General features: G+C 71.8%; 25 protein-coding genes and 1 riboswitch. Of the genes, 15 read left to right on the top strand and 10 right to left on the bottom strand.

The window, feature by feature from the left end; all coding sequences use genetic code 11:
* Window positions 1-86 precede the first annotated feature (86 nt).
* The 3 genes from ACGF0J_RS37290 (at window position 87) to ACGF0J_RS37280 (ending at window position 3,115) form a co-directional block, all read left to right on the top strand.
* Window positions 87-866, top strand: a complete 780-nt coding sequence (locus ACGF0J_RS37290; protein WP_393153891.1) for a DeoR/GlpR family DNA-binding transcription regulator — start codon at window positions 87-89, stop codon at window positions 864-866.
* Complete coding sequence (galT, locus tag ACGF0J_RS37285) at window positions 863-1,942, top strand: galactose-1-phosphate uridylyltransferase (RefSeq protein ID WP_393153889.1); 1,080 nt, start codon at window positions 863-865, stop codon at window positions 1,940-1,942. Before ACGF0J_RS37290 ends, galT begins: the two co-directional genes overlap by 4 nt.
* A gap of 71 nt (window positions 1,943-2,013) precedes the next feature.
* Window positions 2,014-2,154: riboswitch (cyclic di-AMP (ydaO/yuaA leader) on the top strand.
* A 4-nt stretch (window positions 2,155-2,158) separates the two neighbouring features.
* Window positions 2,159-3,115: a hypothetical protein gene (locus ACGF0J_RS37280; protein WP_393153887.1), complete on the top strand. Its 957-nt coding sequence runs from the start codon at window positions 2,159-2,161 to the stop codon at window positions 3,113-3,115.
* Between the two features lie 58 nt (window positions 3,116-3,173).
* On the opposite strand, the gene ACGF0J_RS37275 is transcribed toward ACGF0J_RS37280, so the two are convergent.
* Window positions 3,174-3,509, bottom strand: coding sequence for a hypothetical protein (locus tag ACGF0J_RS37275; RefSeq protein ID WP_393153885.1), 336 nt, complete (start codon window positions 3,507-3,509; stop codon window positions 3,174-3,176).
* 116 nt (window positions 3,510-3,625) lie between these two features.
* Between ACGF0J_RS37275 and ACGF0J_RS37270 the strand changes: the two genes are divergently transcribed.
* On the top strand, window positions 3,626-4,279 hold the full coding sequence (locus tag ACGF0J_RS37270) for a response regulator transcription factor (RefSeq protein WP_393153883.1): 654 nt from the start codon (window positions 3,626-3,628) through the stop codon (window positions 4,277-4,279).
* Window positions 4,276-5,409 (top strand): ATP-binding protein, encoded by a 1,134-nt coding sequence (locus ACGF0J_RS37265; RefSeq protein ID WP_393153881.1) that lies wholly within the window; start codon window positions 4,276-4,278, stop codon window positions 5,407-5,409. Before ACGF0J_RS37270 ends, ACGF0J_RS37265 begins: the two co-directional genes overlap by 4 nt.
* A gap of 146 nt (window positions 5,410-5,555) precedes the next feature.
* Here ACGF0J_RS37265 and ACGF0J_RS37260 read toward each other — a convergent pair whose 3' ends face one another.
* Window positions 5,556-5,909: an MmcQ/YjbR family DNA-binding protein gene (locus ACGF0J_RS37260; RefSeq protein ID WP_393153879.1), complete on the bottom strand. Its 354-nt coding sequence runs from the start codon at window positions 5,907-5,909 to the stop codon at window positions 5,556-5,558.
* A 29-nt stretch (window positions 5,910-5,938) separates the two neighbouring features.
* On the bottom strand, window positions 5,939-7,288 hold the full coding sequence (locus tag ACGF0J_RS37255) for a M50 family metallopeptidase (RefSeq protein WP_393153877.1): 1,350 nt from the start codon (window positions 7,286-7,288) through the stop codon (window positions 5,939-5,941).
* A 114-nt stretch (window positions 7,289-7,402) separates the two neighbouring features.
* On the opposite strand from ACGF0J_RS37255, the gene ACGF0J_RS37250 reads away from it, so the two are divergent.
* Window positions 7,403-8,008, top strand: coding sequence for a LuxR C-terminal-related transcriptional regulator (locus ACGF0J_RS37250; protein ID WP_393153875.1), 606 nt, complete (start codon window positions 7,403-7,405; stop codon window positions 8,006-8,008).
* A gap of 207 nt (window positions 8,009-8,215) precedes the next feature.
* On the opposite strand, the gene ACGF0J_RS37245 is transcribed toward ACGF0J_RS37250, so the two are convergent.
* Window positions 8,216-9,331 carry a PP2C family protein-serine/threonine phosphatase gene (locus ACGF0J_RS37245; RefSeq protein WP_393153873.1) on the bottom strand — a complete coding sequence of 372 codons (1,116 nt, stop codon included), beginning with the start codon at window positions 9,329-9,331 and terminating at the stop codon, window positions 8,216-8,218.
* A 118-nt stretch (window positions 9,332-9,449) separates the two neighbouring features.
* On the opposite strand from ACGF0J_RS37245, the gene ACGF0J_RS37240 reads away from it, so the two are divergent.
* Entirely contained in the window at window positions 9,450-10,679 is a 1,230-nt protein-coding gene (locus ACGF0J_RS37240; RefSeq protein ID WP_393153871.1) for a GNAT family N-acetyltransferase, read from the top strand.
* Window positions 10,680-10,792: 113 nt separating this feature from the next.
* Here the strand turns inward: ACGF0J_RS37240 and ACGF0J_RS37235 are convergent, their stop codons facing one another.
* Window positions 10,793-11,464, bottom strand: a complete 672-nt coding sequence (locus tag ACGF0J_RS37235) for an RNA-guided endonuclease InsQ/TnpB family protein (RefSeq protein WP_393153869.1) — start codon at window positions 11,462-11,464, stop codon at window positions 10,793-10,795.
* Between the two features lie 177 nt (window positions 11,465-11,641).
* Here ACGF0J_RS37235 and ACGF0J_RS37230 point away from each other — a divergent pair, with 177 nt between their 5' ends.
* Window positions 11,642-11,791 (top strand): hypothetical protein, encoded by a 150-nt coding sequence (locus ACGF0J_RS37230; RefSeq protein ID WP_185087270.1) that lies wholly within the window; start codon window positions 11,642-11,644, stop codon window positions 11,789-11,791.
* An 87-nt stretch (window positions 11,792-11,878) separates the two neighbouring features.
* On the opposite strand, the gene ACGF0J_RS37225 is transcribed toward ACGF0J_RS37230, so the two are convergent.
* Complete coding sequence (locus tag ACGF0J_RS37225; RefSeq protein ID WP_393153867.1) at window positions 11,879-12,349, bottom strand: ribose-5-phosphate isomerase; 471 nt, start codon at window positions 12,347-12,349, stop codon at window positions 11,879-11,881.
* Between the two features lie 107 nt (window positions 12,350-12,456).
* Here ACGF0J_RS37225 and def point away from each other — a divergent pair, with 107 nt between their 5' ends.
* Both def and ACGF0J_RS37215 read left to right on the top strand, forming a co-directional pair.
* On the top strand, window positions 12,457-12,942 hold the full coding sequence (def, locus tag ACGF0J_RS37220) for a peptide deformylase (RefSeq protein WP_393153865.1): 486 nt from the start codon (window positions 12,457-12,459) through the stop codon (window positions 12,940-12,942).
* Between the two features lie 250 nt (window positions 12,943-13,192).
* On the top strand, window positions 13,193-13,558 hold the full coding sequence (locus ACGF0J_RS37215) for a hypothetical protein (RefSeq protein ID WP_393153863.1): 366 nt from the start codon (window positions 13,193-13,195) through the stop codon (window positions 13,556-13,558).
* Between the two features lie 57 nt (window positions 13,559-13,615).
* Here the strand turns inward: ACGF0J_RS37215 and ACGF0J_RS37210 are convergent, their stop codons facing one another.
* A complete protein-coding gene (locus ACGF0J_RS37210) occupies window positions 13,616-15,019 on the bottom strand; it encodes an aldehyde dehydrogenase family protein (RefSeq protein ID WP_393153861.1) in 1,404 nt (467 codons plus the stop codon).
* Between the two features lie 171 nt (window positions 15,020-15,190).
* The gene (locus ACGF0J_RS37205; protein WP_393153859.1) at window positions 15,191-15,811 is read right to left on the bottom strand and encodes a DsbA family protein; all 621 of its coding nucleotides are present in this window, start codon (window positions 15,809-15,811) and stop codon (window positions 15,191-15,193) included.
* A gap of 89 nt (window positions 15,812-15,900) precedes the next feature.
* Here ACGF0J_RS37205 and pepN point away from each other — a divergent pair, with 89 nt between their 5' ends.
* The 3 genes from pepN to ACGF0J_RS37190 all read left to right on the top strand — a co-directional run bounded on the left by pepN (window position 15,901) and on the right by ACGF0J_RS37190 (window position 21,133).
* On the top strand, window positions 15,901-18,462 hold the full coding sequence (pepN, locus tag ACGF0J_RS37200; protein ID WP_393153857.1) for an aminopeptidase N: 2,562 nt from the start codon (window positions 15,901-15,903) through the stop codon (window positions 18,460-18,462).
* A 166-nt stretch (window positions 18,463-18,628) separates the two neighbouring features.
* Window positions 18,629-20,170, top strand: a complete 1,542-nt coding sequence (locus tag ACGF0J_RS37195; protein WP_393153855.1) for a protein kinase — start codon at window positions 18,629-18,631, stop codon at window positions 20,168-20,170.
* A gap of 84 nt (window positions 20,171-20,254) precedes the next feature.
* Window positions 20,255-21,133: a hypothetical protein gene (locus tag ACGF0J_RS37190; RefSeq protein ID WP_393153853.1), complete on the top strand. Its 879-nt coding sequence runs from the start codon at window positions 20,255-20,257 to the stop codon at window positions 21,131-21,133.
* Here ACGF0J_RS37190 and rarD read toward each other — a convergent pair.
* Window positions 21,021-21,989, bottom strand: a complete 969-nt coding sequence (gene rarD, locus ACGF0J_RS37185) for an EamA family transporter RarD (RefSeq protein ID WP_393153851.1) — start codon at window positions 21,987-21,989, stop codon at window positions 21,021-21,023. The genes ACGF0J_RS37190 and rarD overlap by 113 nt on opposite strands.
* Window positions 21,990-22,088: 99 nt before the next feature.
* On the opposite strand from rarD, the gene ACGF0J_RS37180 reads away from it, so the two are divergent.
* Window positions 22,089-23,048 carry a hypothetical protein gene (locus ACGF0J_RS37180; RefSeq protein ID WP_393153849.1) on the top strand — a complete coding sequence of 320 codons (960 nt, stop codon included), beginning with the start codon at window positions 22,089-22,091 and terminating at the stop codon, window positions 23,046-23,048.
* Window position 23,049: 1 nt separating this feature from the next.
* Here the strand turns inward: ACGF0J_RS37180 and ACGF0J_RS37175 are convergent, their stop codons facing one another.
* Window positions 23,050-24,456 carry an amidase gene (locus tag ACGF0J_RS37175; protein WP_393153847.1) on the bottom strand — a complete coding sequence of 469 codons (1,407 nt, stop codon included), beginning with the start codon at window positions 24,454-24,456 and terminating at the stop codon, window positions 23,050-23,052.
* Between the two features lie 191 nt (window positions 24,457-24,647).
* Between ACGF0J_RS37175 and ACGF0J_RS37170 the strand changes: the two genes are divergently transcribed.
* Window positions 24,648-25,427, top strand: a complete 780-nt coding sequence (locus tag ACGF0J_RS37170; RefSeq protein WP_393153845.1) for a nuclease-related domain-containing protein — start codon at window positions 24,648-24,650, stop codon at window positions 25,425-25,427.
* The last annotated feature ends 98 nt before the right edge of the window (window positions 25,428-25,525 follow it).

Below are 25,525 nucleotides of genomic sequence, written 5' to 3'. Positions count from 1 at the left end.
CCGTGACACAAGCGACACCCCATATCTAACATTCCCCAACATCTTCATGTCATAATTTGGTGGAATCTGTTGGGAGGAGCGAGGGCGTGCTGGCACAGCAGCGGCAGCAGACGATCCTCGAGCGCGTCCGCAGCAACGGCGGCGTTCGCGTGGCCGACCTCGTGCGGGAGCTCGGGGTCTCCGACATGACCATCCGCCGCGATCTCGAAGTCCTGGCCGAGCGAGGTCTGCTCGCCAAGGTGCACGGCGGAGCCACGGCCCTCGGCCCCGGGTCCACGGAGGAGCCCGGCTTCACCGCCAAGTCCGCCCGGCAGCAGCCCGAGAAGGAGGCGATCGCGCGGCGCGCCGCCCGGCTCGTCGAGCCGGGCACCGCAGTGGCGCTCTCGGCGGGCACCACCACGTGGGCGCTCGCCCAGCACCTGGTGGGTGTGCCCGAGCTGACGGTGATCACCAACTCCGTGCCCGTGGCCGACGTCTTCCACCGCAACCCGCGCGCCGATCGCACGGTGGTGCTCACCGGCGGCGTGCGCACCCCGTCCGACGCGCTGGTGGGCCCCGTCGCGGTCGCCGCGATCCGGCGGCTGCACGTGGACACCCTGTTCCTCGGCGTGCACGGGATGAGCGTGCGGGCCGGGTTCACCACGCCCAACCTGCTGGAGTCGGAGACCGACAGGGAACTGGTGGCCGCGGCGCGGCGGCTGGTGGTCCCGGCCGACCACACGAAATGGAACACCGTCGGCATCAGCACGATCGCCGAACTCACCGAGGCGGACGTGGTCGTCAGCGACGCGGGGCTGCCCGAGGACGCACGCATGGAGCTGGCCGAGCGAGCCGGCGAACTGATCATCGCAGAGGGGTCGCCGTGAAGCGCACCATCACCCACCTGGCCGACGGCCGTGAGCTCATCTACTTCGACCGCCGCGACGACGCCGACCGCGGCGCGATCGACCGCCGGCCGCTCGATCCCCGGCCGGTCGCCTCGGAGCTGCGCCACGACCCGCTGACCGAGGAGTGGATCGCGATCGCGGGGCACCGGCAGACCCGGACGTTCATGCCGCCGGCCGACGAGTGCCCGCTGTGCCCGTCCACCGACACGCGCCAGTCCGAGATTCCGGCGCACGACTACGACGTGGTGGTGTTCGAGAACCGCTTCCCCTCCTTCTCCGGCGACCTCGGCGCCTACGGCGCCGCCGGAGGGCTGAGTGACGTGCGTCCGGGCGTGGGTCGGTGCGAGGTGATGTGCTTCACCTCCGACCACTCCTCGTCGTTCTCGCACCTGACCGACGACCAGGTCGAGCTGGTGATGGAGGCCTGGGCCGACCGTACGGCGGAGCTGTCCGCGATCGACGGCGTGGAGCAGGTCTTCTGCTTCGAGAACCGCGGTGAGGAGATCGGCATCACGCTGACCCACCCGCACGGGCAGATCTACGCCTATCCCTATGTGACGCCGCGGACCAGGCTCCATCTCGGCGCGGCCGCCCGCTACGCCGCCGCGCACGAGGGCCGGAGCCTGTTCGCCGACGTGCTGGCGGCCGAGCGCGGGGGACCGCGGGTGGTGGCCGCCAACGAACTGTGGACGGCCTTCGTGCCCGCCGCGGCGCGCTGGCCGTTCGAGGTGCATCTCTACCCGCACCGGCAGGTGCCCGACCTGGCCGCGCTGACCGGGGCTGAGCGGGCCGCGTTCGCCCCGCTCTACACCTCGGTGCTGCGGGCGTTCGACGGCCTGTTCGGCGTCGTCATGCCGTACATCGCGGCCTGGCACCAGGCGCCGGTGCGTGAGGGGCGTGACCTGGGCTATCTCCACCTGGAGCTGTTCAGCATCAGGCGTGCGCCCGGCAAGCTGAAGTATCTGGCCGGTTCGGAGTCGGCGATGGGCGCCTTCGTCAACGACGTGCTGCCGGAAGAGGCGGCACGCATGATTCGATCACAGGTAGATCACTAACAGGTTTCTTCTTAGGCTCGCATGACCTTGGATTTACTGTTAATGTCCCTTTCGCACCGGCCGTAACGGCCGGTGCGCCAAAGCCTAATCTCGGGCGCGTCGCCCGTGAGCCGGGGACCCAAGCACCTGGGGTGAATCCACGCCTGTGGTAGGGGAACGCTACTCCCTCCCGAACCCGTCAGCTAACCCGGTCGGCAAGAGGGAGAGGATTCCTACGTGGCGGCTGCGTCCCCCGCGCGTCTTGCCATCGGTCTCACCGTCGCCGCCGTCGTGGCCACCAGCCCGGCGGCGCCCGCGCTGGCCAAGCCCAAGCCCGATGAGACCAAGCTCCGCTCGGAGCTGAAGCAACTCAACACCAAGGTCGACGGACTCATCGAGACGTACAACCTCAAGCGGGTCGAGCTGGCCAAGGCCCAGCAGGCCGCCAAGACTGCCGGGAAGCGGCTCGCCGCCGCCGAGAAGGCCCTGGCCGAGGCCGAGAAGAAGGTCACCGAGATCGCACAGCTGCGCTACCAGAGCGGCCCCCAGTCGCTGCCGACGTTCATGCTGCCGATCAACGGGGCGGGCGCCGCGGTGCTGGAGCAGCTCCTGGCCGAGCAGCAGGCGGTGGTCGACGGGTTCGCCGCCGTCCGGGACGAGAAGAAGAAGGCCGCCGACGAGGCCGGCGCCCTCGCCGCCAAGATCCGTGCCGATCAGGTGACCGTGGCCGGGCAGCGCGAAGAGGCCGAGGACGTCATCGGCGACATCGAGGACAAGCTCGAGGACCTCGTCCCCGTCAGCACCGGCCGCCGCCCGGACGGCACCTGGGCGCCGCAGCTGCCCTCCGGAGCGGACAACATCACTCCCCGCACGCGCGCGATGCGCGAGCTGATCAAGCGGAACTTCGCGCTGCCGTTCACGGTCGGGTGCTACCGCTCGGGTTCGAGCGGTGAGCACCCGCTGGGCCGGGCCTGCGACTTCATGATGAGCTCGGGCGGCAGCATGCCGTCGACCGCCAACCAGGTGCTGGGCGACCGCGTCGCCGCGTGGGCCGTGGCGAACAAGGCGAAGCTCGGGGTCAAGTACGTGATCTGGAAGCAGCGCATCAACCACGGCTCTGGCTGGAGCCCCATGGGGAACCGGGGCAGCATCACCGAGAACCACTTCGACCACGTCCACATCTCGATGTACTGACCCGAAGCATCCCGCGAGCGAGTCTGTGCCGTGGCCGGCGGTCGGCGGCCTGCGCCTGTCAGGAGGGGGACGGTGGGGCGGACGGTGCGGCCGGCGCGGCCGGCGCGCCCGGCAGCCGGGTACCGGCGGGCAACAGCGATTCACACGCCTTGACCGCCGCCCCGTACCTCTGGGACAGGACGTCGACCCGCTCACCCTTGATGTCGAAGTTGACCAGCCCGTCCGAGGAGACCGCGACCTCGGGAAAGCCGGGCAGACCCTGCGAGCGCATGCAGGCGGTGAACTCCCTGCCATCCCCGGCAGGGCCCGTGTCCGGGCTGACCGTCCAGACCGCACCTGCGGCGAGGACGACGGCGGCGGCCAGGACCACCCTTCTGATCGTCGAGCCGAACATTGACGTTTCCCTTCAGTCGATTCCGTCGGTGCCCCCAGAAAAGCCGGGAACCGGTTACAGGGAGGCAACGGCGACGGTTACCCCGCTGTAACGCGTGCGCGGGCATGCTGGGGATCATGAGGGTGTTGGTGGTGGAGGACCACGAGGAGCTCGCCCTGACGGTCGCCGCCGGGTTGCGCCGCGAAGGCATGGCCGTCGATGTGGTGCTGGACGGCCGGGACGCGCTCGCCCGCGCCTCGGCCAACCACTACGACGTGGTGGTGCTGGATCGAGACCTTCCCGGGCTGCACGGTGACGAGGTGTGCAAGTCGCTGGCCGGCACCGGCTGCCCGGCGCGGGTGCTGATGCTCACCGCCGCGGGGACGATCGACGACAGGGTGACCGGGCTCGGCGTCGGTGCCGACGACTACCTTTCCAAGCCGTTCGCCTTCGCTGAGCTGGTCGCCCGGATCCGGGCACTGGCCAGGCGGGCTCACCGCGCCCTGCCTCCCGTGTTCGTCCACGGCGATCTGCGGCTCGATCCGGCCACCCGGATCGTCACCCGCGACGGGCGCCGGCTGCCGCTGAGCCCCAAGGAGTTCGCCGTGCTGGAGTTGCTGCTGGCCGCCCAGGGTGCGGTGGTCTCCGCTGAGGACCTGCTGGAGCGTGGCTGGGACGAGTTCGCCGATCCGTTCACCCACACCGTGAAGGTGACGATCAGCCGGTTGCGTCGCAAGCTCGGCGACCCGCCGCTGATCGAGACCGTCCCCCAGGCCGGATACCGGATATGAGGCGGACCGTCCGGCTACGCCTGTCCCTGCTCTACGGCGGCCTCTTCCTGATGGCCGGGGCGGCGTTGGTGGCGCTCATCTACCTCCTGGTCCTGTACTCGCCCTTCCCCGGACCGCCTTCCGCGCCCGTGGCACCGGGCGGGCTCGACCAGCCGGTCCCGTCACTCCGCGTGGAGCAGAAGGACAACCTGCGCAGATTGCTGGTCAACTCCCTGATCGCGCTGGCTGTCATGGCGTTCGTGGCGATGCTGCTCGGCTGGTTCACGGCCGGGCGCGTGCTCCGACCGCTGGGTGAGATGACCGCCACCGTCCGGCGCATCACGGCCGACCGGCTCGACCGGCGGCTGGCCGCCTCCGGGCCGGACGACGAGCTGAAGGGCTTGGCCGACACCTTCGACGCGCTGCTGGACCGGCTGGAGAAGGCCTTCACCGCGCAGCGGCGGTTCGTCGCCAACGCCTCCCACGAGCTGCGTACTCCGCTGACGCTGCAGCGCGCCATGGCCGAGGTCGCGCTCGCCGACCCGCAGGCCGACGCTGCGGCACTGCGGACCGTACTGGAACGCGTGGTCGCCGCGAGCAAGCACCAGGAACGTCTCATCGAAGCTCTGCTCGTCCTGGCCCGCAGTCAGCAGGGTCTGGACCAGCGGCAGCCCCTCGACCTGGCGTCGATCACCGGGTGGGCCCTTGATCAGTACGGGAACTCGGGACTGCGCGTCGAGTCCGCCCTTCGTCCGGCGCCCGCCTCGGGTGACCGCACCCTGATCGAGCGTCTGGTCACGAACCTGCTGGACAACGCCTCGCGCTACAACGTGCCCGACGGATGGATCGCGGTGGAGACGGCCGTCCGTGCGGGCCGCTCCACTCTCCGGATCTCCAACAGCGGTCCCGTGATCCTGCCTGACCGGGTGCATCTGCTCATGCAGCCGTTCCAGCGCCTCGAATCCGGCAGGAAGACCGGCGGTGACGGGCTGGGCCTGGGCCTGTCGATCGCGCAGGCCATCGTCGAGGCCCATCACGGCACGTTGGAGGGCCGGCCCCGGCCAGAAGGCGGGCTCGAAGTGACCGTCACCCTGCAACACCCGGATGGCCCGGGCACCGCCACCCCCGGGGACCGCGTACCGGCTGAGTGACACGCTGTTGACGGCCCTCCGCTGTCCTGCCACCAGGCGTACCAGGGGCCGGGCAGGTGGGCGTAGGCTTCCTCGCCGTCCTGCGGGGGCTCGCCATCCGGGGTCCCCGGCCGACACGGACGGCGCCGTCCTCCCGGCCCGGCCGGTCAGGGCATGCGGGCGACCAGGGACGCGGGAGCGACGACGCGGTAGGCGTCCTTGACGATCTCCGCGATCTCGGCCCAGTCCGCCTCTCCGTCCAGGTGGACACCCAGCCAGCCGCGGTGTCCCACGTACGGCGGGCGGAAGAAGCGGGCCGGATCCTCCGCCACCAGTGCCTCCTGGACCCCGGCCGGGGCCGCGCACCAGAAGGCCAGCCGGTCGTCGTGGTGGTGGTCGGCGAAGGTGACGAACACCTTCTTGTCCCGGACGAACCAGGTCGGCTCGCCGTGGCTGAGCCGTTCGGTGGTCTCGGGCAGGGCCAGGCAGAGTCCGCGCAACCGGTCGAGTGGGTCGTCCATGGACGCGACCCTACGCGGGCGACCGGCTGTCAGCCGGTGAGCCGCAGCGGGTTGAACAGGTCGGCGTACAGCAGCAGCCCCGCCATGATGATCATCACGATGGCCAGCGCGTACGTCACGGGCAGCACCTTGGCGATGTCGACGTGGGCGGGCTCGGGACGGCGCATCACCTTGGCGTAGCCCCGCTTGAGCCCCTCCCAGAGACCGCCGGCGATGTGGCCGCCGTCGAGCGGGAGCAGGGGGATGAGGTTGAACATGCCGATGGCCAGATTGAAGCCGGCCAGCAGGTTGATGAAAATTGCGATCTTCTGCTCGGGCGACAGGTCGGAGGCGAGGATCTCGCCGCCCATCCGGCCCGCGCCCACCACGCCCACCGGCCCCTCGGGGTCGCGTTCGGCGCCCGAGAAGGCGGCGTTCCACACGCCGACCATCTTCTCCGGCAGCCGGACCAGCGACATGGCGACCCGGCCGGTCAGCTCGCCCATGTAGCCGACGACCTCGCCCATGTTCTGCTTCTGCATGACCTCCGTCGGCCTGACGCCGAGGAAACCGACGTTCTTGTCGATCTTCTTCGGGTCGTCGAGGCTGGGCATGTCCTTCGCGATGAGCGTGACCTGCAGCGTCATCGGCTTGCCGGCGCGGACGACGCCCAGCGACACCTCGCCGGCGCCGTGCGAGCGGACCAGCCGCTGGGCAGCCGCCCAGGAGGTGATCTGCCGGCCGTCGAACGAGACGATCCGGTCGCCCGGCTTCAGGCCGGCCTTCGCCGCCGGGGTCGGCTGGTCGCCGGGCCGGCACTCGGTGCGCCGCTCCGCGGCGGGGATGAGGCAGGTCTCGGTCTGCGGGGAGACGACCGGGGCCACCGTGGGCAGGCCGATGCCGACCAGCAGGATCGAGAAGAACACGAAGGCCAGCACGAAGTTCATCAGCGGGCCGCCGGACATGACGATGACCTTCTGCCACCACTTCTTGCGGTAGAAGACGCGGTCCTCGTCGCCCGGCCGCACCTCTTCGAGCGCGGCCTGCCGGGCGGAGTCGATGAGCCCCTGGAACGGACCGGTCGAGGAGCCGCGCAGCCGCGTCGGGTCGTCGCCCGGGCGCGGCGGGAGCATGCCGATCATGCGGATGTAGCCGCCGAGCGGGATCCACTTGATGCCGTACTCGGTCTCGCCGCGGCGGAAGGACCAGGCGGTGGGGCCGAAACCCACCATGTACTGCGGCACGCGGATGCCGAAGCGCTTGGCCGGCACCAGGTGACCCAGCTCGTGCAGCGCGATGGAGGCCATCAACCCGACGAAGAAGATGCCGATCCCCGCGGCGTACAGCCAGTCCATGTAGGCGTGCTCCAGGTAGGCGGAAAAGCTCCCGACAGCCCTCAAGACTAGTCGAACTCTCCCCTCCTGAACGGCTTGCGCCCGCTTTGCGGAATCGACAGACTGCGTTGACAGTACGCGATCATACGATCACCCTGGGGCATGACGGAAGGGAGCGACTTGATCCGGATCCTGGTCGCCGAGCACCTGCCGCTCGTCCGGCGGGGTCTCGTGGCCTCCCTCGGCGCGGAGCCCGACCTGCGCGTCGTGGCCGAGGTGGGGCACGCCGACGACCTCGTCCCCGCGGCCCTGGCGTACGGCGCCGACACCGCGGTCGTCGATCTCGACCTGCCCGGCGCCGACGGCGTGCCGGCCGTGGCACGGCTGCGCGAGCAGGCGCCGGGCTGCCGGGCGCTGGTGCTGTCGGCGCAGCCCAGCCCCGGGCAGGTGCGCCGGGCGCTGGCGGCGCACGCGCTCGGCTTCATGAGCCTCGACGTGGCGCCGGAGCAGCTCGCCGACGGCCTGCGCCGGGTCGCCGCCGGCCGCCGTGCCGTGGACCCGGAGCTGGCGGTCGCCGCGCTGCAGGCGGCGGCCAACCCGCTGACGCGGCGCGAGCTCGACGTGCTGCGCATCGCGGCCGGCGGCGCCCGGTCGGCGGAGATCGCCGACCAGCTCTTCCTGTCGGTCGGCACCGTGCGCAACCATCTGTCGCGCATCATGTGCAAGACCGGGGCGCGCAACCGCGTCGACGCCGTGCGCATCGCCAGCGACTCCGGCTGGCTCTGACGCGGCCGCCGCGCTGGCTCTGACGCGGCCGCCGGGCCGTCCGGGCGGTGCGAGCCGGGCCCCGGAAGGAGCCGCGCCGCTCTTCCGGGGCTCGGGTCATGGGCGAGCACCAAGAGCATGTCAGCGGCCGCGGGGCCGGGCCAGTGACGGCGCGCACGATCTGGGCGTGAACGAACACACGGGCGGACCCGTGACGATCGACACGGGTCAGGGACGCCAGACGAGCACCAGCGCGCAGTCGTCGTTGTGGCCGGAGGCCATGGCGTTGACCAGGGCCCGCGCCCCGTCACGGAAGCCCGACGGCAGCAGCCGCTCGGCCTCGCCGAGGAGCCGGTCGAGCCCGGCGTCGATGTCGCGGCCCGGCTGCTCGATCAGCCCGTCGGTGTAGAGCAGCAGCGCGTCGCCCCTGCGCAGGGTGCCGTGCTCGGGCTCGCAGTGCAGATCGGGCACGACACCGAGGACCACGCCCTTGGCGGAGGCGACCTGCCAGCTCCCGGTGCCCGCGTCGAACTTCACCACGGGCGGGTGACCGGCCGAGGTGATCGTGTAGTCGCCGGTGGCCAGGTCGAGCCGGACGTGCACGGCGGTGACGAACCCCTCGTCGCCGCGCTGGCGGTGCAGGTAGGCGTTGCAGGCCGGCAGGAAGTCGTCGACGGAGCCGAGCAGCCCGCCGAACGTGCCCGAGAGCAACAGCGCCCTGGTGCCCGCGTCGACGCCCTTGCCGGAGACGTCGACGAGGGCGATGTCCACCCGGTCCTCGTCGCGCAGCGAGACGAGGAAGTCGCCGCCGAAGGAGGAGCCGCCCGCCTGCTTGAGCACCACCTTGGCGCCCCAGTCCTTGGGCAGCGGGGGCAGCTCGCCCTGGTTCTTCAGCCGGTCACGCAGCTCCAGCAGCATGGCGTCGCCGCGCAGTCCCTGCACGCCGAGCTTGCCCCGGGTGCGCGCCATGAGGACCGCGAGCACGGTGGTGAAGCCGATCGTCACCATGAGCCCGACGCCGATGCCGCGCGGCCCCAGGGTGAAGGCGATGTAGCCGAGCGCGACGGCGACGGCCGTGAGCAGCTTGGCCAGGCTGGTCAGCCGGAGCTGGAGACCGCCCACCAGCGTGATGAGGATGAGCAGCGACGGCGAGAACCACTCGGTGGACACCCGGGCGGCGAGCGCGCCCACCACGAGTGTGAGTATGATCAGCGTCACCGTCAGGTTGCGGTCGCTGGACAGCAGCCCCTTGCGCAGCACCCGCACGGCGGGCACCAGCAGCGGCACCCGCACGAGGAACGCGCGGAGCCGTGGCGAGATCAGCGGCGCCGGACGGGAAGTCATGATGCGCCTGACTGTATCGGTCTGGCCCGCCTTTGGGCATCCCACTTGACCAACGCCTTGATCGTCGAGGACCGATAATCGGTGGCCGTCCGCCTTCGCCCCCTCCTACCGTGGAGGGATGACGTATCCCATCCGCCCGATCAGCGAGGCCGAGTGGCCCGCCTTCTCCGGAGTGCTCCAAGAGGGCTTCGGCATGACCCCTCACCCGTCGCAGGAGGCGCGGTGGAAGGCGGGCACCGAGTTCGACCGCACGCTGGCGGCGTTCGACGGCGACACGGTCGCCGGTGTCACCTCCGTCTTCAGCCTGTCCATGACGGTGCCCGGGGGGCGGCTGCCGGTCGCGGGGGTCACAGCGGTCAGCGTGCTGCCGTCGCACCGCAGGCGCGGCGTCCTGTCGGCGCTGATGCGCAGGCAGCTCGCCGACGTCCGGGAGCGCGGGGAGAGCGTCGCAGCCCTGTACGCCTCCGAGGCCGCGATCTACGGCCGGTTCGGCTACGGCCGGGCGTCGGCGAACCTGGCGTTCCAGGTGCGGACCGACGGCACCGACTTCGTGCCGGGCGCCCCGCACGATCCGTCGCTGCGGCTGCGCGTGGTCAGGCCCGCCGAGGCGCGCGCGGACTACGAGCGGGTCTTCGGCTCCGTCGTGGGCCGGCGGCCCGGGCGCTACGCGCGCGACGAGTCGTTCTGGGCCGGCGTGCTGGCCGACGAGGAGGCCGACCAGCGGGGGGCGGGCCCGCTGCGTTCGGTCGTGGCGGAGGACGACGGGGGCGTGCGCGGCTACGCGCTCTTCCGGATCAAGCCGTCCTGGGACGACGACGGGGTGGCCGACGGCGAGCTGAGCCTGCAGGAGCTGGAGGCCGTCGATCCCGCCGCGTACGCGCTGCTGTGGCGCAGTGTGCTCGACCGCGACCTGGTGTCGCGGGTGCACGCGGTGAGCAGGCCGGTGGACGACCCGATCACGGCGTTGCTGGCCAACCAGCGCCAGGTGCGCGCCCGCTGGTACGACGAGCTGTGGGTGCGCCTGGTGGAGGTGGACCGGGCGCTGGCCGGGCGCTCCTACGGGGCGCCGGTGGACGTGGTGCTCGAGGTCGAGGACGGGGTGTGCCCATGGAACGCGCGCCGGTGGCGGCTGAGCGCCGACGCGACGGGCGCCGAGTGCAAGCCGGTGGACGACGAGCCGGACGTGTCGCTGCCGGTCGCCGCGCTCGGCTCGGCCTTCCTCGGCGACGGTCTGCTGGCGGCCCAGCTCGGCGCGGGGTTGCTGCGCGAGCACACGCCGGGCGCGGTGCGGTCGCTGGCCACGGCCATGGCCTGGGATCCCAAGCCGTGGGCCGGGCTGACGTTCTAGCCGTCGCATCGGGCCGTGAGATCGGGCCCACGGATCTCTCGTGGGCCCGCGTGTCCGGACGTAGGCTCTCCACCGTGACTCCTCCGCTCCCTGAAGGAAGCGGCGGCTTCTCGCTAAGCCGCCTGCGCGGCCTGGCGAAGGGCAAGCCCTGCCCTCAGGATGTTGGTCGCCGCGTTCACGTCGGCGTGCGCGGTGTGCCCGCACGCCGTACAGGCGAACGCGGCCTGGGTGCGGCGGTTGTCCTTCGCACAGTGCCCGCAGCGCGAGCACGTGCGGGAGGTGTTGCGGGGATCGACTGCGATCAGCTCTCGACCGGCGCTCTCAGCCTTGACCGGACGGTGCCGGTGCACCCGCACATGTCCGATGCCGAGCAGGTAAACCCGTGTCATCGGATCATGCGGCTGGGAGTCCCAGGTCGCGCCGTTCTTGGTCGCAAGCCACTCGACCGTGCCGAACCAGCCCCGGCCCTTGAACCGCGGGTAGCCGGGCTTCGCGCCGTTCTTGATGCGGCGGAAGAACGCGGCGAACGCCTTGTCCAGACGGCGAAGGGTCTGCTGCTGCGAGCCCGCCGACCAGCGGCCCTGACCATCCAGATCGTCGGCGCGGATGTGCTTCAGCTCAGCCGACTGATCGCCGTAGCGGATCGTGACACCGGCCTTGGCGTAGGCGGTGCGCCGGTGCTCCAGAGCGGCGTTGTACAGCTGCCGGTGATCCTCCCGGCAAGCGGCGAGCGCGGCCGCCTGGCGAGCCGTGGGGCGCAGCAGGAACCTGAACGACCTGCGCACACCCACCTCTCACACTCGGTAACGACACGACCACAGTATCGGCAGGCACCGACAAAACCCGGAAAGGACATCTGTGATGCGCAGACCTCGCAGGTCAGAGCACGCTCGGACCTTGGTGGCCCTCCCGCTCCCGATTCCCCCGACGGCCGAAGCCGCCGGTCCCCTCGGGAGGATCTGATGGCGTTGCAGAGTTTGCAGATCACGGCGATCACCGCGATGCGGGCCCGCGACGTGTCACGGCCGTCGAAGGAGCAGCAGGAGGCCGCCGACCGGCGGCCGCTGCGCGACGAGATGCCGAGGCGCGAGCCCAGGCGCCGTCCTTCCTGACGCGGACGGCGCGCGCGCCACAGCGCGGTCCCACAGCGCGGTGCGGTAGCGGATTGCGGCAGCGGGATGCGGCTCGGTGGGCCGGGCTCAGCCGGGCAGCGACGGGAGCTGGCCGATCGTCTCGTACGCGGCCACCTGGGCGATGCGCCGGCTGTGCCGCTCGGCCCCGGAGAACGCCGTGGCCAGGAAGACCTCGACGAACCTCGTCGCCTCCTCGGTGGAGTGCATGCGGGCCCCGACGCTGACGACGTTGGCGTTGTTGTGCTCGCGGGCGAGCTTGGCCGTGTCATCGTTCCAGGCCAGGGCGGCGCGGATGCCGCGCACCTTGTTGGCGGCGATCTGCTCGCCGTTGCCGGAGCCGCCGATGACCACTCCCAGGCTGCCCGGGTCGCCGGCGACGCCCTCGGCCGCGCGCAGGCAGAACGCGGGATAGTCGTCCTCTGCGTCGTAGACGAAGGGACCGCAGTCGATCACCTCGTGGCCGTGGTCCTTCAGCCAGGACACCAGGTGGTTCTTCAGCTCATAGCCGGCATGGTCGGCACCGATGTAGACGCGCACGTCGCCCAGTCTTCCACAGCCGGCGGCCGAGGGTTCAGCGGTGGGCGCCCGCTCGCTACAGTAAGGACCTCTGGCCACCACCAGCCCTTACGGGAGTAGAAGCTGCCATGCGAGAGATCCGTGCGATCGGCGACCCGGTGCTGCGCACCCCCGCCGAGCCCGTCGAGGGCTTCGACAAGGAGTTGCGCCGCCTCGTCGACGAGATGTTCGAGGCGATGTACGCGGTGAACGGCGTGGGCCTGGCCGGCCCGCAGATCGGCGTCTCGCGCCGGGTGTTCGTCTACGACATCAGCGGGCGCAAGGGGCACATGATCAACCCGGTGCTGACCGTGGACGACCCCGAGGAGATCCTCGACGAGGAGGGCTGCCTGTCGGTGCCCGACCGGCAGACCGGCCGGCCCCAGTACGCGCCCGTCGGCCGCGCGGCCGGCGTGACCGTCGAGGGCCTCGACCGGCTCGGCCGTCCGCTGCAGATCAAGGCCCGCGGCTCGCTCGCGCGCTGCTTCCAGCACGAGTTCGACCACCTCGACGGCAGGCTCTACCTCGACCGGCTGCCCAAGAACGAGGCCCGCAAGATCATGCTGAAGGCGTAGCCCGGTCGCGGGCGGCTCGTCAGGGCGACGGCGCGCGTTCACGGCGCCGGGCCGCCGTCTCCGGCGGCGTGGTCCTCCGGCAAAGGCGGGGTCGAACACAGATCCGCATGGACACGGTACGTCACAGCACGGATACTCTTCGTGTCAGCCCTTTGCCCCCCGCGATCACTTCGTCACCGTCAGCACCGCATTCGCCGGCGTGCCGCGTGCTGCCCGGTGTCGTGCCCGCAGGGGGCAGGACAGAAGGAGAATGATGCAGTCGAAGAGGTTCCTGGCCATCCCCCTGACCGTGCTCGCGGCGGGGGCGTGCCTGACGACTACCGCCGCGGCCAGCGAGGCGCCCGCTCCCGTCGCGGCGGCTGCCCGCCAGGCGGCTCTGCCTCCCGGCTACCAACTCGTCACCCTTCCCAACGCGAACGTCGGCAACTTCGTCCGTCGAACGCTCTACTGCCCCGGTAACAAGAAGGTCCTCGGCGGCGGCGCGGAGGCCCGCGGCAACAGGGCGATCCTGGTCGGGTCGTTCCCCACCGACGACGGGCGCGGCTGGATCGGCATCGGCCGCCAGGACGGCTACAACGACGTCGGCATCAGCGTCTTCGCCATCTGCGCCGACTGACCGTCGGCGCATCCGGCCCCGGTCGCGTGTCGGCCGGGGCCGGTCGCGTGCCCGGGGTCAGAGCTGGAGGGACTTGGTCTCCAGATACTCCTCCAGGCCGTGCTCGCCCAGCTCGCGGCCCAGGCCCGACTGCTTGTAGCCGCCGAAGGGCGCCAGCGGGTTGAACCGGCCGCCGTTGATCATCACCTGGCCGGTGCGGAGACGGCGGGCCACGCCGAGGGCGCGCTCGTCGGTGGCGGCCCACACGGCGCCCGACAGGCCGTAGCGGGTGCCGTCGGCGATGCGGACCGCCTGGTCCTCGCTGGTGTAGGGGACGATCGCCAGGACCGGGCCGAAGATCTCGTCCTGCTCGATCGACATGCCGGGCTCCACGCCGGCGAAAACCGTCGGCTCGACGTAGTAGCCGCGCTCGCGCGGGCGTTCGGTGCCGCCGGCCACCAGGCGGGCGCCCTCCTCCTGACCCCGGTTGACGTAGCGGACGACGCGGTCGCGCTGGGCGGCGGAGACGAGCGGGCCGATACGGGTGGTCTCGTCGAACGGGTCGCCGACGGTGTGGGCGCGGGCCGCCTCGACCGCCAGGCGGACGGCCTCGTCGTACTGGTCGCGGTGGACGAGCATCCGGCTCAACGCCGAGCAGGTCTGGCCTGCGTTGACGAAGCAGTGGGCGACGCCGGCCTTGACGGCGGCGGGCAGGTCGGCGTCGGGCAGGATGATCCCGGCGGACTTGCCTCCGAGTTCGAGCGCGACCCGCTTGACGGTCTCCGCGGCGAGTGCGGCGACCCGGCGCCCGGCGGCGGTGGAGCCGGTGAAGGAGACCATGTCGACCTCCGGGTGCGCGGCCATGGCCTCGCCGACGACGGGGCCGCGCCCGCTGACGAGGTTGAAGACGCCCGGAGGCAGGCCGACCTCGTGCAGGACGTCCGCCAGCGCGTACGCGGCGAGGGGTGCGACCTCGCTCGGCTTGAGCACGACCGTGCAGCCGGCCGCCAGCGCCGGGGCCACCTTGCAGATGATCTGGTGGAGCGGGTAGTTCCAGGGCGTGATCGCGGCGACGACGCCGGCCGCCTCCTTGACGACGAGTGAGTTGCCGATCCGGGTCTCGCGCGGGTGGCTCTCGGCGAGCCGGGCGTAGGAGGCGAGCACCCCGGCGGGCATGAGCGTCTGCACCTTGCGCGCGAACCCGAGCGGCGCGCCCATGTCGGTCGCGATCGTCGCGGCGATGTCGTCGGCGCGCTGCTCGATGAGGGTGGCCGCGGCGGCGAGGAGTTTGGCGCGTTCGGCCGGATCGGTGGCGGACCAGGCGGGGAACGCCTGGCGAGCCGCCCGGACCGCGTGTTCCACGTCGTCGGGGGCACCGGCCGGCACCCTGTCGATGGTCTCCTCCGTGGCCGGGTTGACGACGTCGATCGCCTCTCCGGAGACCGAGGCGGTCCACGTACCGCCGATGTACAGCCTGCGCATGGCTCCCATCCTGGCGCGCCGGCCCCGACAAAGCGAGAGCCGGCGCATGACGCACAGTGTCGACATTCGCACTTTCGCTGACTCAGCGTAGTCAGCGGGCGCGCTTTTCCAGCACTGTACGGTCATGCGCCCGGGAAGGGGATGAGTTGCCCAGATTCGTTGGGCAGGAAGTCAGTCGAAGCGGACCTCTCGGGTGCGGGAGCGCTTGAGCTCGAAGAAGTCCTCGAACGCGGTGACGAGCAGCACGCCGTCCCATAGCCGGCCGGCCTCCTCGCCGCGGGGGATGCGGGTGATGACGGGGCCGAAGAAGGCGTTGGCGCCGACCCGGATGATGGGGGTGCCGACCTCCTGCCCCACCAGGGAGATGCCCTCGTCGTGGGAGGCGCGGATGGCGTCCTCGTACTCCTCGGACCCCATGGCGTCGGCGAGCTCGCGGTCGAGGCCGGCGGCCTCCAGGGCCTCCTCCGCGGTCTGGCGCAGCAGGTGGAGGCGCTTGCTCATGCGCTGGTTGTGCAGGCGGGTGCCGAGCTCGGTGTAGAGGGCGCCGGTGACCCCGTCGCCGTACTTCTGCCGCGCCGCGGCGACGACCCTGACGATCTCCTGCGCCCGGGTCGTCAGCTGGAGGTACTCCTCGGGCAGGTCCTTGCCCTCGTTGAGCACGTACAGGCTCATCAGGTGCCAGCGCGGCTCGATCGGCCGCACCTTCTCCACCTCGAGCAGCCACCGTGACGTCGCCCAGGCGAACGGGCAGAAAGGATCGAACCACAGATCCACAGGAGTCTTCGCAGTCATGTGTGGTCATAACCTGGGTGGGTCCGTGTCCTATTCCAAGCGTGACAGGATACCGACTACCCCGACGAAGTGGTGAAAAGGAGCACAACTTGGCAGGCAACCTGACCCGGGACGAGGCGCGCGAGCGCGCCCGGCTGCTGCGAGTCGAGGCGTACGACGTGGCCCTCGACCTGACGGACGGGGAGGAGCGCTTCGAGAGCATCACCACCGTCCGGTTCACCAGCACGCGGCCGGGCGCGTCCACCTTCATCGACCTGCACGGCGCCAAGGTCCGCAAGGTGACCCTCAACGGGGAGGAGCTCGACGTCTCCTCCTACGACGCCGAACAGGGCCGCTTCCCGCTGCCCTCGCTGGCCGAGTCCAACGAACTGCGCGTCGACGCCGACTGCGCCTACATGCGCACGGGCGAGGGCCTGCACCGTTTCGTCGACCCGGTGGACCAGAAGGTCTACCTGCACAGCCAGTTCGAGACGGCCGACGCCCACCGCATGTACGCCTGCTTCGACCAGCCCGACCTCAAGGCCGCCTTCCAGCTCACCGTGCTGGCCCCGGCCGACTGGGAGGTCGTCTCCAACGCCGCGCCGTCCGCGGTGACGGAACTGGCCGAGGAGGGCGGCAAGCACGGGGCGGCGCGAGCCGCCAGGCGGTGGGAGTTCCCGCCCACCGCGGTCATGTCCACGTACATCACCGCACTGGTCGCCGGGCCCTACCACAAGGTGACCTCGGAGCACGACGGCATCCCGCTGGGCATCTACTGCCGGGCCTCGCTGGCCGAGCACCTCGACGCCGACAACATCTTCGAGGTCACCCGCCAGGGCTTCGACTTCTTCCACAAGGTGTTCGGCGTCCGCTACCCGTTCGGCAAGTACGACCAGCTCTTCGTGCCCGAGTTCAACGCGGGCGCGATGGAGAACGCCGGCTGCGTCACCTTCCTGGAGGACTACGTCTTCCGCTCGCGCGTCACGGACGCCGTGGTCGAGCGGCGGGCCGAGACGATCCTGCACGAGATGGCGCACATGTGGTTCGGCGACCTGGTCACCATGCGCTGGTGGGACGACCTGTGGCTGAACGAGTCGTTCGCCACCTACATGTCGGTGCTCGCGCAGGCCGAGGCGACCCGCTGGGGCAAGGGCGCGTGGACCACGTTCGCGAACGTGGAGAAGGCGTGGGCCTACCGCCAGGACCAGCTTCCCTCCACCCACCCGATCGCCGCCGACATCCCCGACATGCAGGCCGTCGAGGTCAACTTCGACGGCATCACCTACGCCAAGGGCGCCTCGGTGCTCAAGCAGCTCGTCGCCTACGTCGGCCTCGACAACTTCCTGGCGGGGGTGCGCGACTACTTCGGCGAGCACGCCTGGGGCAACACCGAGCTGAAGGACCTGCTGTCGGCTCTGGAGCGCACCTCGGGCCGCGACCTGTCGTCGTGGTCGAAGGAGTGGCTGGAGACGGCCTGGGTCAACACGCTGCGCCCGTCGTTCGAGGTGTCGGCCGACGGCCGGTTCGAAAGCTTCGAGGTGCTGCAGGAGGCTCCGGCCGACTACCCGACGCTGCGCTCCCACCGGGTCGCCATCGGCCTCTACTCGCTGGCCGACGGCGAGCTGACCCGGACCAAGCGGGTCGAGCTGGACGTGGTGGGCGCGCGGACGGCCGTGTCCGAGCTGGTCGGCGTCGAGCAGCCCGACCTGGTGCTGGTCAACGACGACGACCTGACGTACGCCAAGATCCGCCTCGACGAGCGGTCGCTGCGCACGCTCGTCGAGGGCGGCATCGCCGCGTTCACCGAGTCGCTGCCGCGCGCCCTGTGCTGGTCGGCGGCGTGGGACATGACGCGCGACGGCGAGCTGTCCACCCGCGACTACGTCAGGCTGGTCGTCTCCGGCGCGGGCACGGTCAAGGACATCACGGTCCTGCAGGCCGTGCTGCGGCAGGCCCGTCAGGCCGTCCAGCAGTACGCCGACCCGGCGTGGCGTCAGGAGGGTCTGGCGCTGCTGGCCGGCGAGCTGCGCGCCAGGCTGGCGGCGGCCGAGCCCGGCTCCGACCACCAGCTCGCGTTCCTGCAGGCGTTCGCGCCCGTGGCCACCTCCGGCGACGACCTGGCGCTGCTCCGGGGCATCCTGGACGGCTCGGCGGTGCCCGAGGGGCTGACCGTGGACGCCGACCTGCGCTGGACCGTGACGCACGCGCTGGTCTCGGGCGGGGCGCTGGGTGAGGCCGACATCGAGGCCGAGCTGCGCCGCGACCCGACGGCCACCGGTGAGCGCTCGGCGGCGCTGTGCCGCGCGGCCGTGCCGACGCCCGAGGCCAAGGCGGCGGCGTGGGAGCGCGTCGTCAGCGGCAAGCTGGCCAACCACATCGCGCGCACCACGATCAGCGGCTTCCAGGACCCGCACCACCCCGAGCTGCTGGAGCCGTACCGCGAGGCGTACTTCGCCGAGGTCGGGCGGATCTACAAGGAGTGGACCTTCGACCAGGCCAGCACCTTCGCCGTGGGCTGCTTCCCCTCGCTGCTCATCGAGCAGGAGACGGTCGCCGCGGCCGAGCGCTACCTGAGCGAGGAGGAGCCGCCGCAGGCGCTGCGCCGCCTGATCATGGAGGGCGCCGACGGTGTCGGCCGCGCCCTGCGCAACCAGGCCAAGGACGCCTCCTAGCCCGTCGCGTCCCGTCCGTTCGAGACCCCGGCCCGCCCCAGGCGGCCGGGGTCTCGGCGTCCGGGTCGCCGGGCGCCCTGACCTGCGGTGAGAGTCCCGTGGCGCGGGCGGGACGCGCTCGGCGATTCGGCGCTCGCATCGCTCCCCCGGTGTTAGCCTCGAAGACGTGCTCGCCCCCGGTACGACGCTCAACGACCGCTACGCGCTGACCAGCCGTGTCGGCGGCGGTGGCATGGGCGAGGTGTGGCGTGCCGACGACACCGTGCTCGGCCGCACCGTGGCCGTCAAGGTCATGACGCCCGCGCTGGCCGAGGACCCGACGTTCGCCCAGCGGTTCCAGAACGAGGCCAGGGCCATGGCCACGCTCCAGCATCCCGGCGTGGTCGACGTCTACGACTACGGCGCCTGCGAGGTCGCCGGCCGCCGGGTGAGCTTCCTGGTGATGGAGTTCGTCGACGGCGAGTCGCTCGACCGGGTGCTGCGCCGCCGGCCGCTCGACCCGGCCGCCACGATGCGCCTGGTCGCCGAGGTGTCCGACGCGCTGTCGGCCGCGCACGAGCGCGGCATCGTGCACCGCGACGTCAAGCCGGCCAACCTGCTCATCAGGCCCGACGGCCGGGTCGCCCTGACCGACTTCGGCATCGCCCACTCCGCGTCGGCCGGCCAGCTCACCGCCACCGGCGCGATGCTCTGCTCGGCCGGCTACTGCGCTCCCGAGCTGGCCACCGCCAGCGAGGTGACGCCGTCGGTCGACGTCTACGCGCTCGGCGTGGTCGCCTTCGAGTGCCTGGCCGGGCACCTGCCCTTCCAGGGCGAGACCCCGGTGCAGATCATCTTCAAGCACCTGCACGCCGACGTGCCGCCGCTGCCCGCGGACGTGCCGGCCGGGCCGCGCGAGGTGGTCGCCCGGGCGCTGGAGAAGGAGCCGGGCAGGCGCTGGCCGTCCGCCGTCGCGCTCGGCGCCGCCGCCCGGCAGGCCCTGGCGGCGCCCGGCGCCGTGCCCCTCCCGCCCGCCGACGTGTCCGGCGACCTCCACGGCCCCGGCCTCGGCGCCGTGCCCGGCACCCTGCCCGGCCCGCTGCCCGACGCCACCCCGCCGGCGGCGCGCCCGCTCGCGACGCCGCCCGCCGGCACACCCGCCACGGGGGCGGCCGCCGGCACGCGGGACGCGCAGCCGACGCCGGCCGCCGCCGATCCCGGCACGCTGCCCTCCCCTCCCCCGGCGGAGCCCGGCGCGCACGTCACCGCGCCGGCCGCGGCGCGCCGCCGCACCCGTAGCGCGCTGCTGGCGGTGGCCGCCGCCGTCACGGTCACCGTGGCCGTCGCCGGTTCGATCTGGTTGCGCCCCGAGAGCTCCGCCGACCCCATCCTGCCCGTCACGCCGCCGGTGACCACGAGCCGGGTCACCCCGTCCGCCGGCACGCCCACCTCCACCGCCCGGCAGTCGGCCCCGCCGCCCCGCGTGGCCACGACCGGCCCTCGGCGGAGCGTCACGGCCACGGCCACCCCGACGGCCAGCGTCACCCCGACGCCGGCCCCGTCCGCCACCGCCTCCGGGCCGACCTCGACGCCGACGCAGAGCCCCACCAAGGAGCCGGAGCCCACCGAGGAGCCCACGCCCGGCCCGCAGGAGCCGACCGGCGAGCCGGAGCCCACCGAGACCGCGGACCCGGGCGAGGTCCAGTGCGTCCGGGCGCCCTGCCCCTGACGGCGATCCGGCCCCTCGCCCCGCCGACGCGAGCATGATCGGTTATATTGCCGGTCGTCCCCCACGCGCCCCGGGAGTCCCCGTTTGAAGCGGCAGCAGAAGAAGAAGTCGTCGCCCTCTCTCGTCGTCGATCCGGTCCTGCTCATCGGCACGGGGCTGTCCGTGCTGCTGGGTGTCATCTTCTACGTCCGCGAGGACACCGCGCAGGCGCTGGGCACCGTGGCCGGGCTCATCGGCGGCGTCATCACCCTGCAGGTGCAGACCCTGCTGCGGGAGAAGCGGCGGGTCGACCACGAGACCCGGGTCGGCCACATGGTCTCCACGATCGAGAAGATCCCGTGGCTGCCCGACGTGATGGAGCCCATGCTGCGCGCGGCCAAACACGTGGAGCGCGAATACCAGGGCACCCCGGCCGAGGACGCCTGCCGGGCCGCCTTCGAGGAGTGCCTGCGGACCCTCGCCGACCTCGAACGCGGCCACTTCCGCGCCCCGTACGGCGACAACGCGGTGTTCCTGCGGCTGATCGAGCAGGCGCGGGAGAGCATGTGCGTCACCAGCGTCCCCGGCGTCGATCTCGGCTGGTGGCAGCAGCCGGTGGGACGGCAGTACTGGCGGGCGCAACTGGACGCGCTGGCGCGGGGCGTGGTCATCCGCCGCGTGTTCATCTACCACGAGTGGACCGACGAACTCGACGCGCTGGCCCGCGAGCAGCGGCTGGCGGGCGTCAGGGTGCGCCGGGTGCACATCGACCGGCTGCCCCCGCCGATGCGGGTGATCACCGGGCTGTGGGACGGCACCTGCGGCCACGAGCTGAGCTACACCGCCGCGGGCGAGGCCGTGCACGACTCGTTCACGGTCTCGCCTCCGGATCTCGAACGGCTGATGCGGCAGTTCGAGATGATCGAGCGGAGCGCCGTGGATCTCGACGAGCCCGAGCCTCGCTCCGCGGACCCCGTCGGCTGACCGCGCCGGCGGTGAGCACCGCGAGGCCCGCCCAGAGCAGGACGAACGCCGCCCACCTGGCCGCCGGCATCGGCTCGCGGAAGACCAGCAGGCCGACGAGGAACTGCACGATGGGCTCGATGTACTGGAGCATGCCGGTGACGCTCAGCGGGATCTTCCTGGCCGCCGCGCTGAACAGCAGCATCGGCGCCATCATCACGAAGCCCGCGCCGACGCCGAGCAGCGTGTTGGCGGCCGACACGTGGCCGAAGGTCGCCTGGCCGCCGGCCTGCAGCACCACGGTGTAGACCAGCGCCGGGGGCAGCAGCACGGCGGTCTCCACCATGAGCCCCTCGACGGCGCCGACGCCGACCCACTTCTTGATCAGGCCGTAGGTGCCGAACGTGACCGCCAGGCCGAGCGCGATCCACGGCGGCCCGCCGTAGCCGATCGTCAGGACCAGGACGGCGGCGGCGCCCAGGCCGATCCCCGCCCACTGCCACGCGCCCAGCCGTTCCTTCAGGAGGACCACCCCGAACGCGACGCTGACCAGCGGGGTGATGAAGTAGCCGAGCGAGGCGTCGACGACGTGCCCGTTCATGGTGGCCCAGATGAACAACGCCCAGTTGACCGTGGTGAGGACTCCGCCCAGGGCCAGCAGCGCCACCTGACGGGGCCGGCGCAGGATGGCCGCCACCTGCCGCCGGCGGCCGAGCGCGAGCACCAGCAGGCCGATCGCGACGGGCGACCACACCATGCGCAGGGCCAGGATCTCGACCGGGCCGGTGGGCTTCACGAGCGGCCAGTAGAGGGCCGACAGGCCCCACAGGACGTACGCGGCCGTTCCGAGGACGACCCCCTGGCGCGAGACAGGCATCCCCCCGACTGTACGCGATCACGGTGCGGGCGCCGTCCGGGTCTCCGGCATGGCGGGCACCGGCACGGCCCGGCTGTCCCGTCATGAGAGAGTTGATCGGTGAACTCGACTCGCGACCTGCTCATCGCCCTGGCCCGCCGCCACGCGTTCGCCGACCTCGGGGCGCTGGCCCCGACTCCGGAGATCGCCGACGTGTGCGAGTTCGGGCAGCGGCTGCTGTCGCTCGACGCCGAGGACTTCGCGGTCGAGGCGAGGTCCGTCCCGGCGGAGCTGAGGCGACGGGCCCGCGCCTGCCACATGCCGCAGACGCCGCGCGAGCAGCCGCGCGGCGCGCTGGAGTCGCTGCGGCCGGCCTACGGGCTGCTGCTGGAGGTCATCGCGGCCCGCTGGCACCGCCGGGAGCTGAGCCCGATGATCGCCGCGGTGCACATCGCCGCCGAGTACCTGCCGCTGCTGGCGTTCGAGCCGCATCTGGGTCACGCGGGCGACCCGGTGCTGTGGCCCGACGGGCTGAGCGCGACCGGCAGCCGGTTCGGCGTCATCGGCGACCGCGACTGCGACCACACCAAGTCCGAGCAGTCGGCCACCAACAGGACGCTGCGGGTGGCCGGAGAGCCGGCCGAGGGGTGGCGCGCCTACTTCGACCGGCAGCACAGCCAGGTGGCCGGCGCGCTCGCCGTGTGCGTGGCAACCTGCCGCAACCCGTGCACGGCGATGCACTGGATCGAGCCGGAGCAGCGCGCCGAGCTGAACGTGCGGGCCCGCACCGCCCTGGCGTTCGCGGAGACCCCGCTGGTGCGGCTGCGGCACGCGGCGCCCGTCGGTCACGGCTTCGGCGTGCCCTCCCCCGAGGAGGTGCTCGACGCCTGGGAGCGCAGCCGGTCCGCGCTCGACAAGAACGAGATCGGCGGCGCCGCGCTGAAGGACGACGGTTTCCCGCTGCCCGGGCTGCCTGCGCTGTTCTCGGCCGTGGCCGCGGCGCCCGTCGCGCCGGCGACGCTGCTGACCGGGGTGAGCGACCACGTCGTGGGCCTGCTGGAGGCCACCGCTTCGGCCTGACCTACCAGACGGGCGGTCGGCGCGGGCCCCAGAAGCCGCCGCTGGCCGCCTCTACCTGGGCCGACAACGAGATGAGCGTGCCCTCGCCGCCGATCCGGCCGCCGAGCATGACGCCGATCGGCAGGCCGTCGGCGGTCCAGTGCAGGGGCAGGTTGACCGCGGGCTGGCCGGAGACGTTGTAGATGGCCGGGAACGCGGCGAACCTCGTCATCCGCTCGAACGTCTCCTCGGGATCCGCCACGTCCTCGAACCAGCCGAGCGGGCGGGGCGGCTGCGTCACCGTGGGTGTGAGGACCGCGTCGTAGGCGTCGGTCACCGCGAGCGCTCCCCTGGTCGCCAGTTGCAGCGCCGCCTGCGCCTGGAGGAAGGCCGGGGCCGGGGTGGCGAAGCCGCGCTCGCGCAGCCAGGCGGTGATCGGCCGCAGCAGGCCGGTCTGGTCGTCGGCCACGGGATGCATGCAGGCGAAGGCGTACCACATCGTGACGAACTGCGGCACGAGGTCGGGCCCGTACGGCCGCTCGATGTCCACGACCTCGTGACCGAGCGCGGCCAGCGTGGCGCCGGCCTCCTCGTAGGCGGCCAGCACCGCCGGGTCCAGCTCGGCGCCGGGCACGACGGGGTCGGCGAAGCGGGCGATGCGCAGCCGTCCCGGCTCCCGGCGGGCGTGGGCCAGGAACGTGCCCTCGGCCGGCGGTGCGTGGTAGAGGTCGCCGGGCACGTTGTGGGCCATCACGTCGAGCAGGGCCGCCGCGTCGGCGACCGTCCGGGCGATGGGACCGTTGGTGGACAGTCCGGCGAGGTCGGGGATGATCGGTGCGAAGCTGATCCGCCCGCGGGTCGGCTTGATGCCGAACAGCCCGCACACCGAGGCGGGGATGCGGATGGAGCCGGCACCGTCGCTGCCCTGCGCGGCGGGGGCGAGACCGGCCGCCACCGCCGCCGCCGCGCCGCCGCTCGACCCGCCGGCGGAGCGTTCGGTGTCCCAGGGTGAGCGGGTGGGCGGCGACACGTCGGTCTCGGTGTAGCAGGGCAGCCCGAACTCGGGGGTGGCGGTCTTGCCGAGCATGACCGTGCCCGCCTCACGCAGCCGTTCCACGACCGTGTCGTCCACCGGTGCGACGAACTCCCGGTATGTCGCGGAGCCGAACATGATCGGCACGTCCTTGACCAGGTTAAGATCCTTGACGGGGATCGGCACTCCGGCGAGCGGCCCGTCCGGCAGGTCCTGCTCCAGGCGGCCCGCTTGCTCCAGTGCCCTCTCGGCGGTCACGGTCACGTAGGCGCCGACTCGCGGGTCGATCCGCTCGATCCGGTCGAGGTAGTGCCGCGTGAGCTCGACCGGCGAGATGACCCGGTCGCGGACGGCCTGCGCCTGCTCGAGTGCCGTTAGCTCGTGAAGGTCTCGCACGCTGGTCACACTAGGGATCTCTAGAGAAGAACGTAATAGATACCCGGAAATCGGGCGCGGAACACAGTGGGCTGGGGCCATAAAACTATGGACAGGGCAACACTAGGAATCGACCAGACGCTCGGGCTACGGTGAGTCGCGTGGACTCCGACCACCAGCGAGAAGACGGTCCCAGCACCTCACCTATCTGGGTGAGCGACAGACCTGACGAGGGCGAGACGGCCTCCGCCAAGCAATCGGCGCCCACTCCCCCGACCTACGCGCCCGTCAAGCGCGTGGCCATGAGCAGCGTGCTCGGCCAGCCGCGCTTCCACCATCTGCGCCTGCGCGCGCTGCTGGCGGTCGGCGTGGCACTGGTCGCGGGATTCCTGCTGGCCGACTGGCGGGCGGGCGTGACGGCGGGCGTCATCGCGGCGATCCTCGACACGGTCTACCGGGCCAGGTCCCACTCGGCGGTGCCCGCCTGGCGGCGCGCGTCCGTCGCCGAGCGGCGCACCGAGGCCCAGCTACGCAAACTCGAACGCAACGGCTACCGCACGTTGCACGCAAGGGCGATCCCGGGCACTGAAGCCCAGATCGATCACCTGGTCGTCGGGCCGACCGGCGTCTACGCGGTCGACTCCGAGAAGTGGGACAAGCGCCTGCCGGTGCGCGTGCAGATGGGCAAGAAGCTCTACCACGGGCCGTTCGACAAGAAGGAGCGCCTCACCGAGGCCCTGATGGAGGCGACCAAGGCGAGCGAGCTGATCAGCAAGGAGTTCGGCCGTCAGGTCTCGGTCGTGCCGTCCCTGGCCATCTACGGGCCGGCGGTGCCGTGGAAGGTGATGAGCATCCGCGGCGTCGACGTCTACGACGGCGTCCGGGCCCGCAGGTGGATCACCAAGCGTGAGCGGGCGCTGACCGACGCCGAGATCGACCGGCTCTACACGATCGCCGCCGAGGTGCTTCCGGCTCGCTACGGCGAGGACTAGTCGCAAGGCCGTGAAGTTTGGGGGTTGTGGTGAGCGTCAAGGGTCTGCCGGAGCGAGGATGTCGATACTGACGGTGGCCTTGTAGCTGGTTCGGTCGA

It is taken from the genome of Nonomuraea sp. NPDC047897 (assembly GCF_043204415.1).
GTDB lineage: Bacteria > Actinomycetota > Actinomycetes > Streptosporangiales > Streptosporangiaceae > Nonomuraea.
The sequence above is the reverse complement of the archived record's forward strand: the minus strand, read 5'-3'. Positions and strand labels throughout refer to the sequence as shown.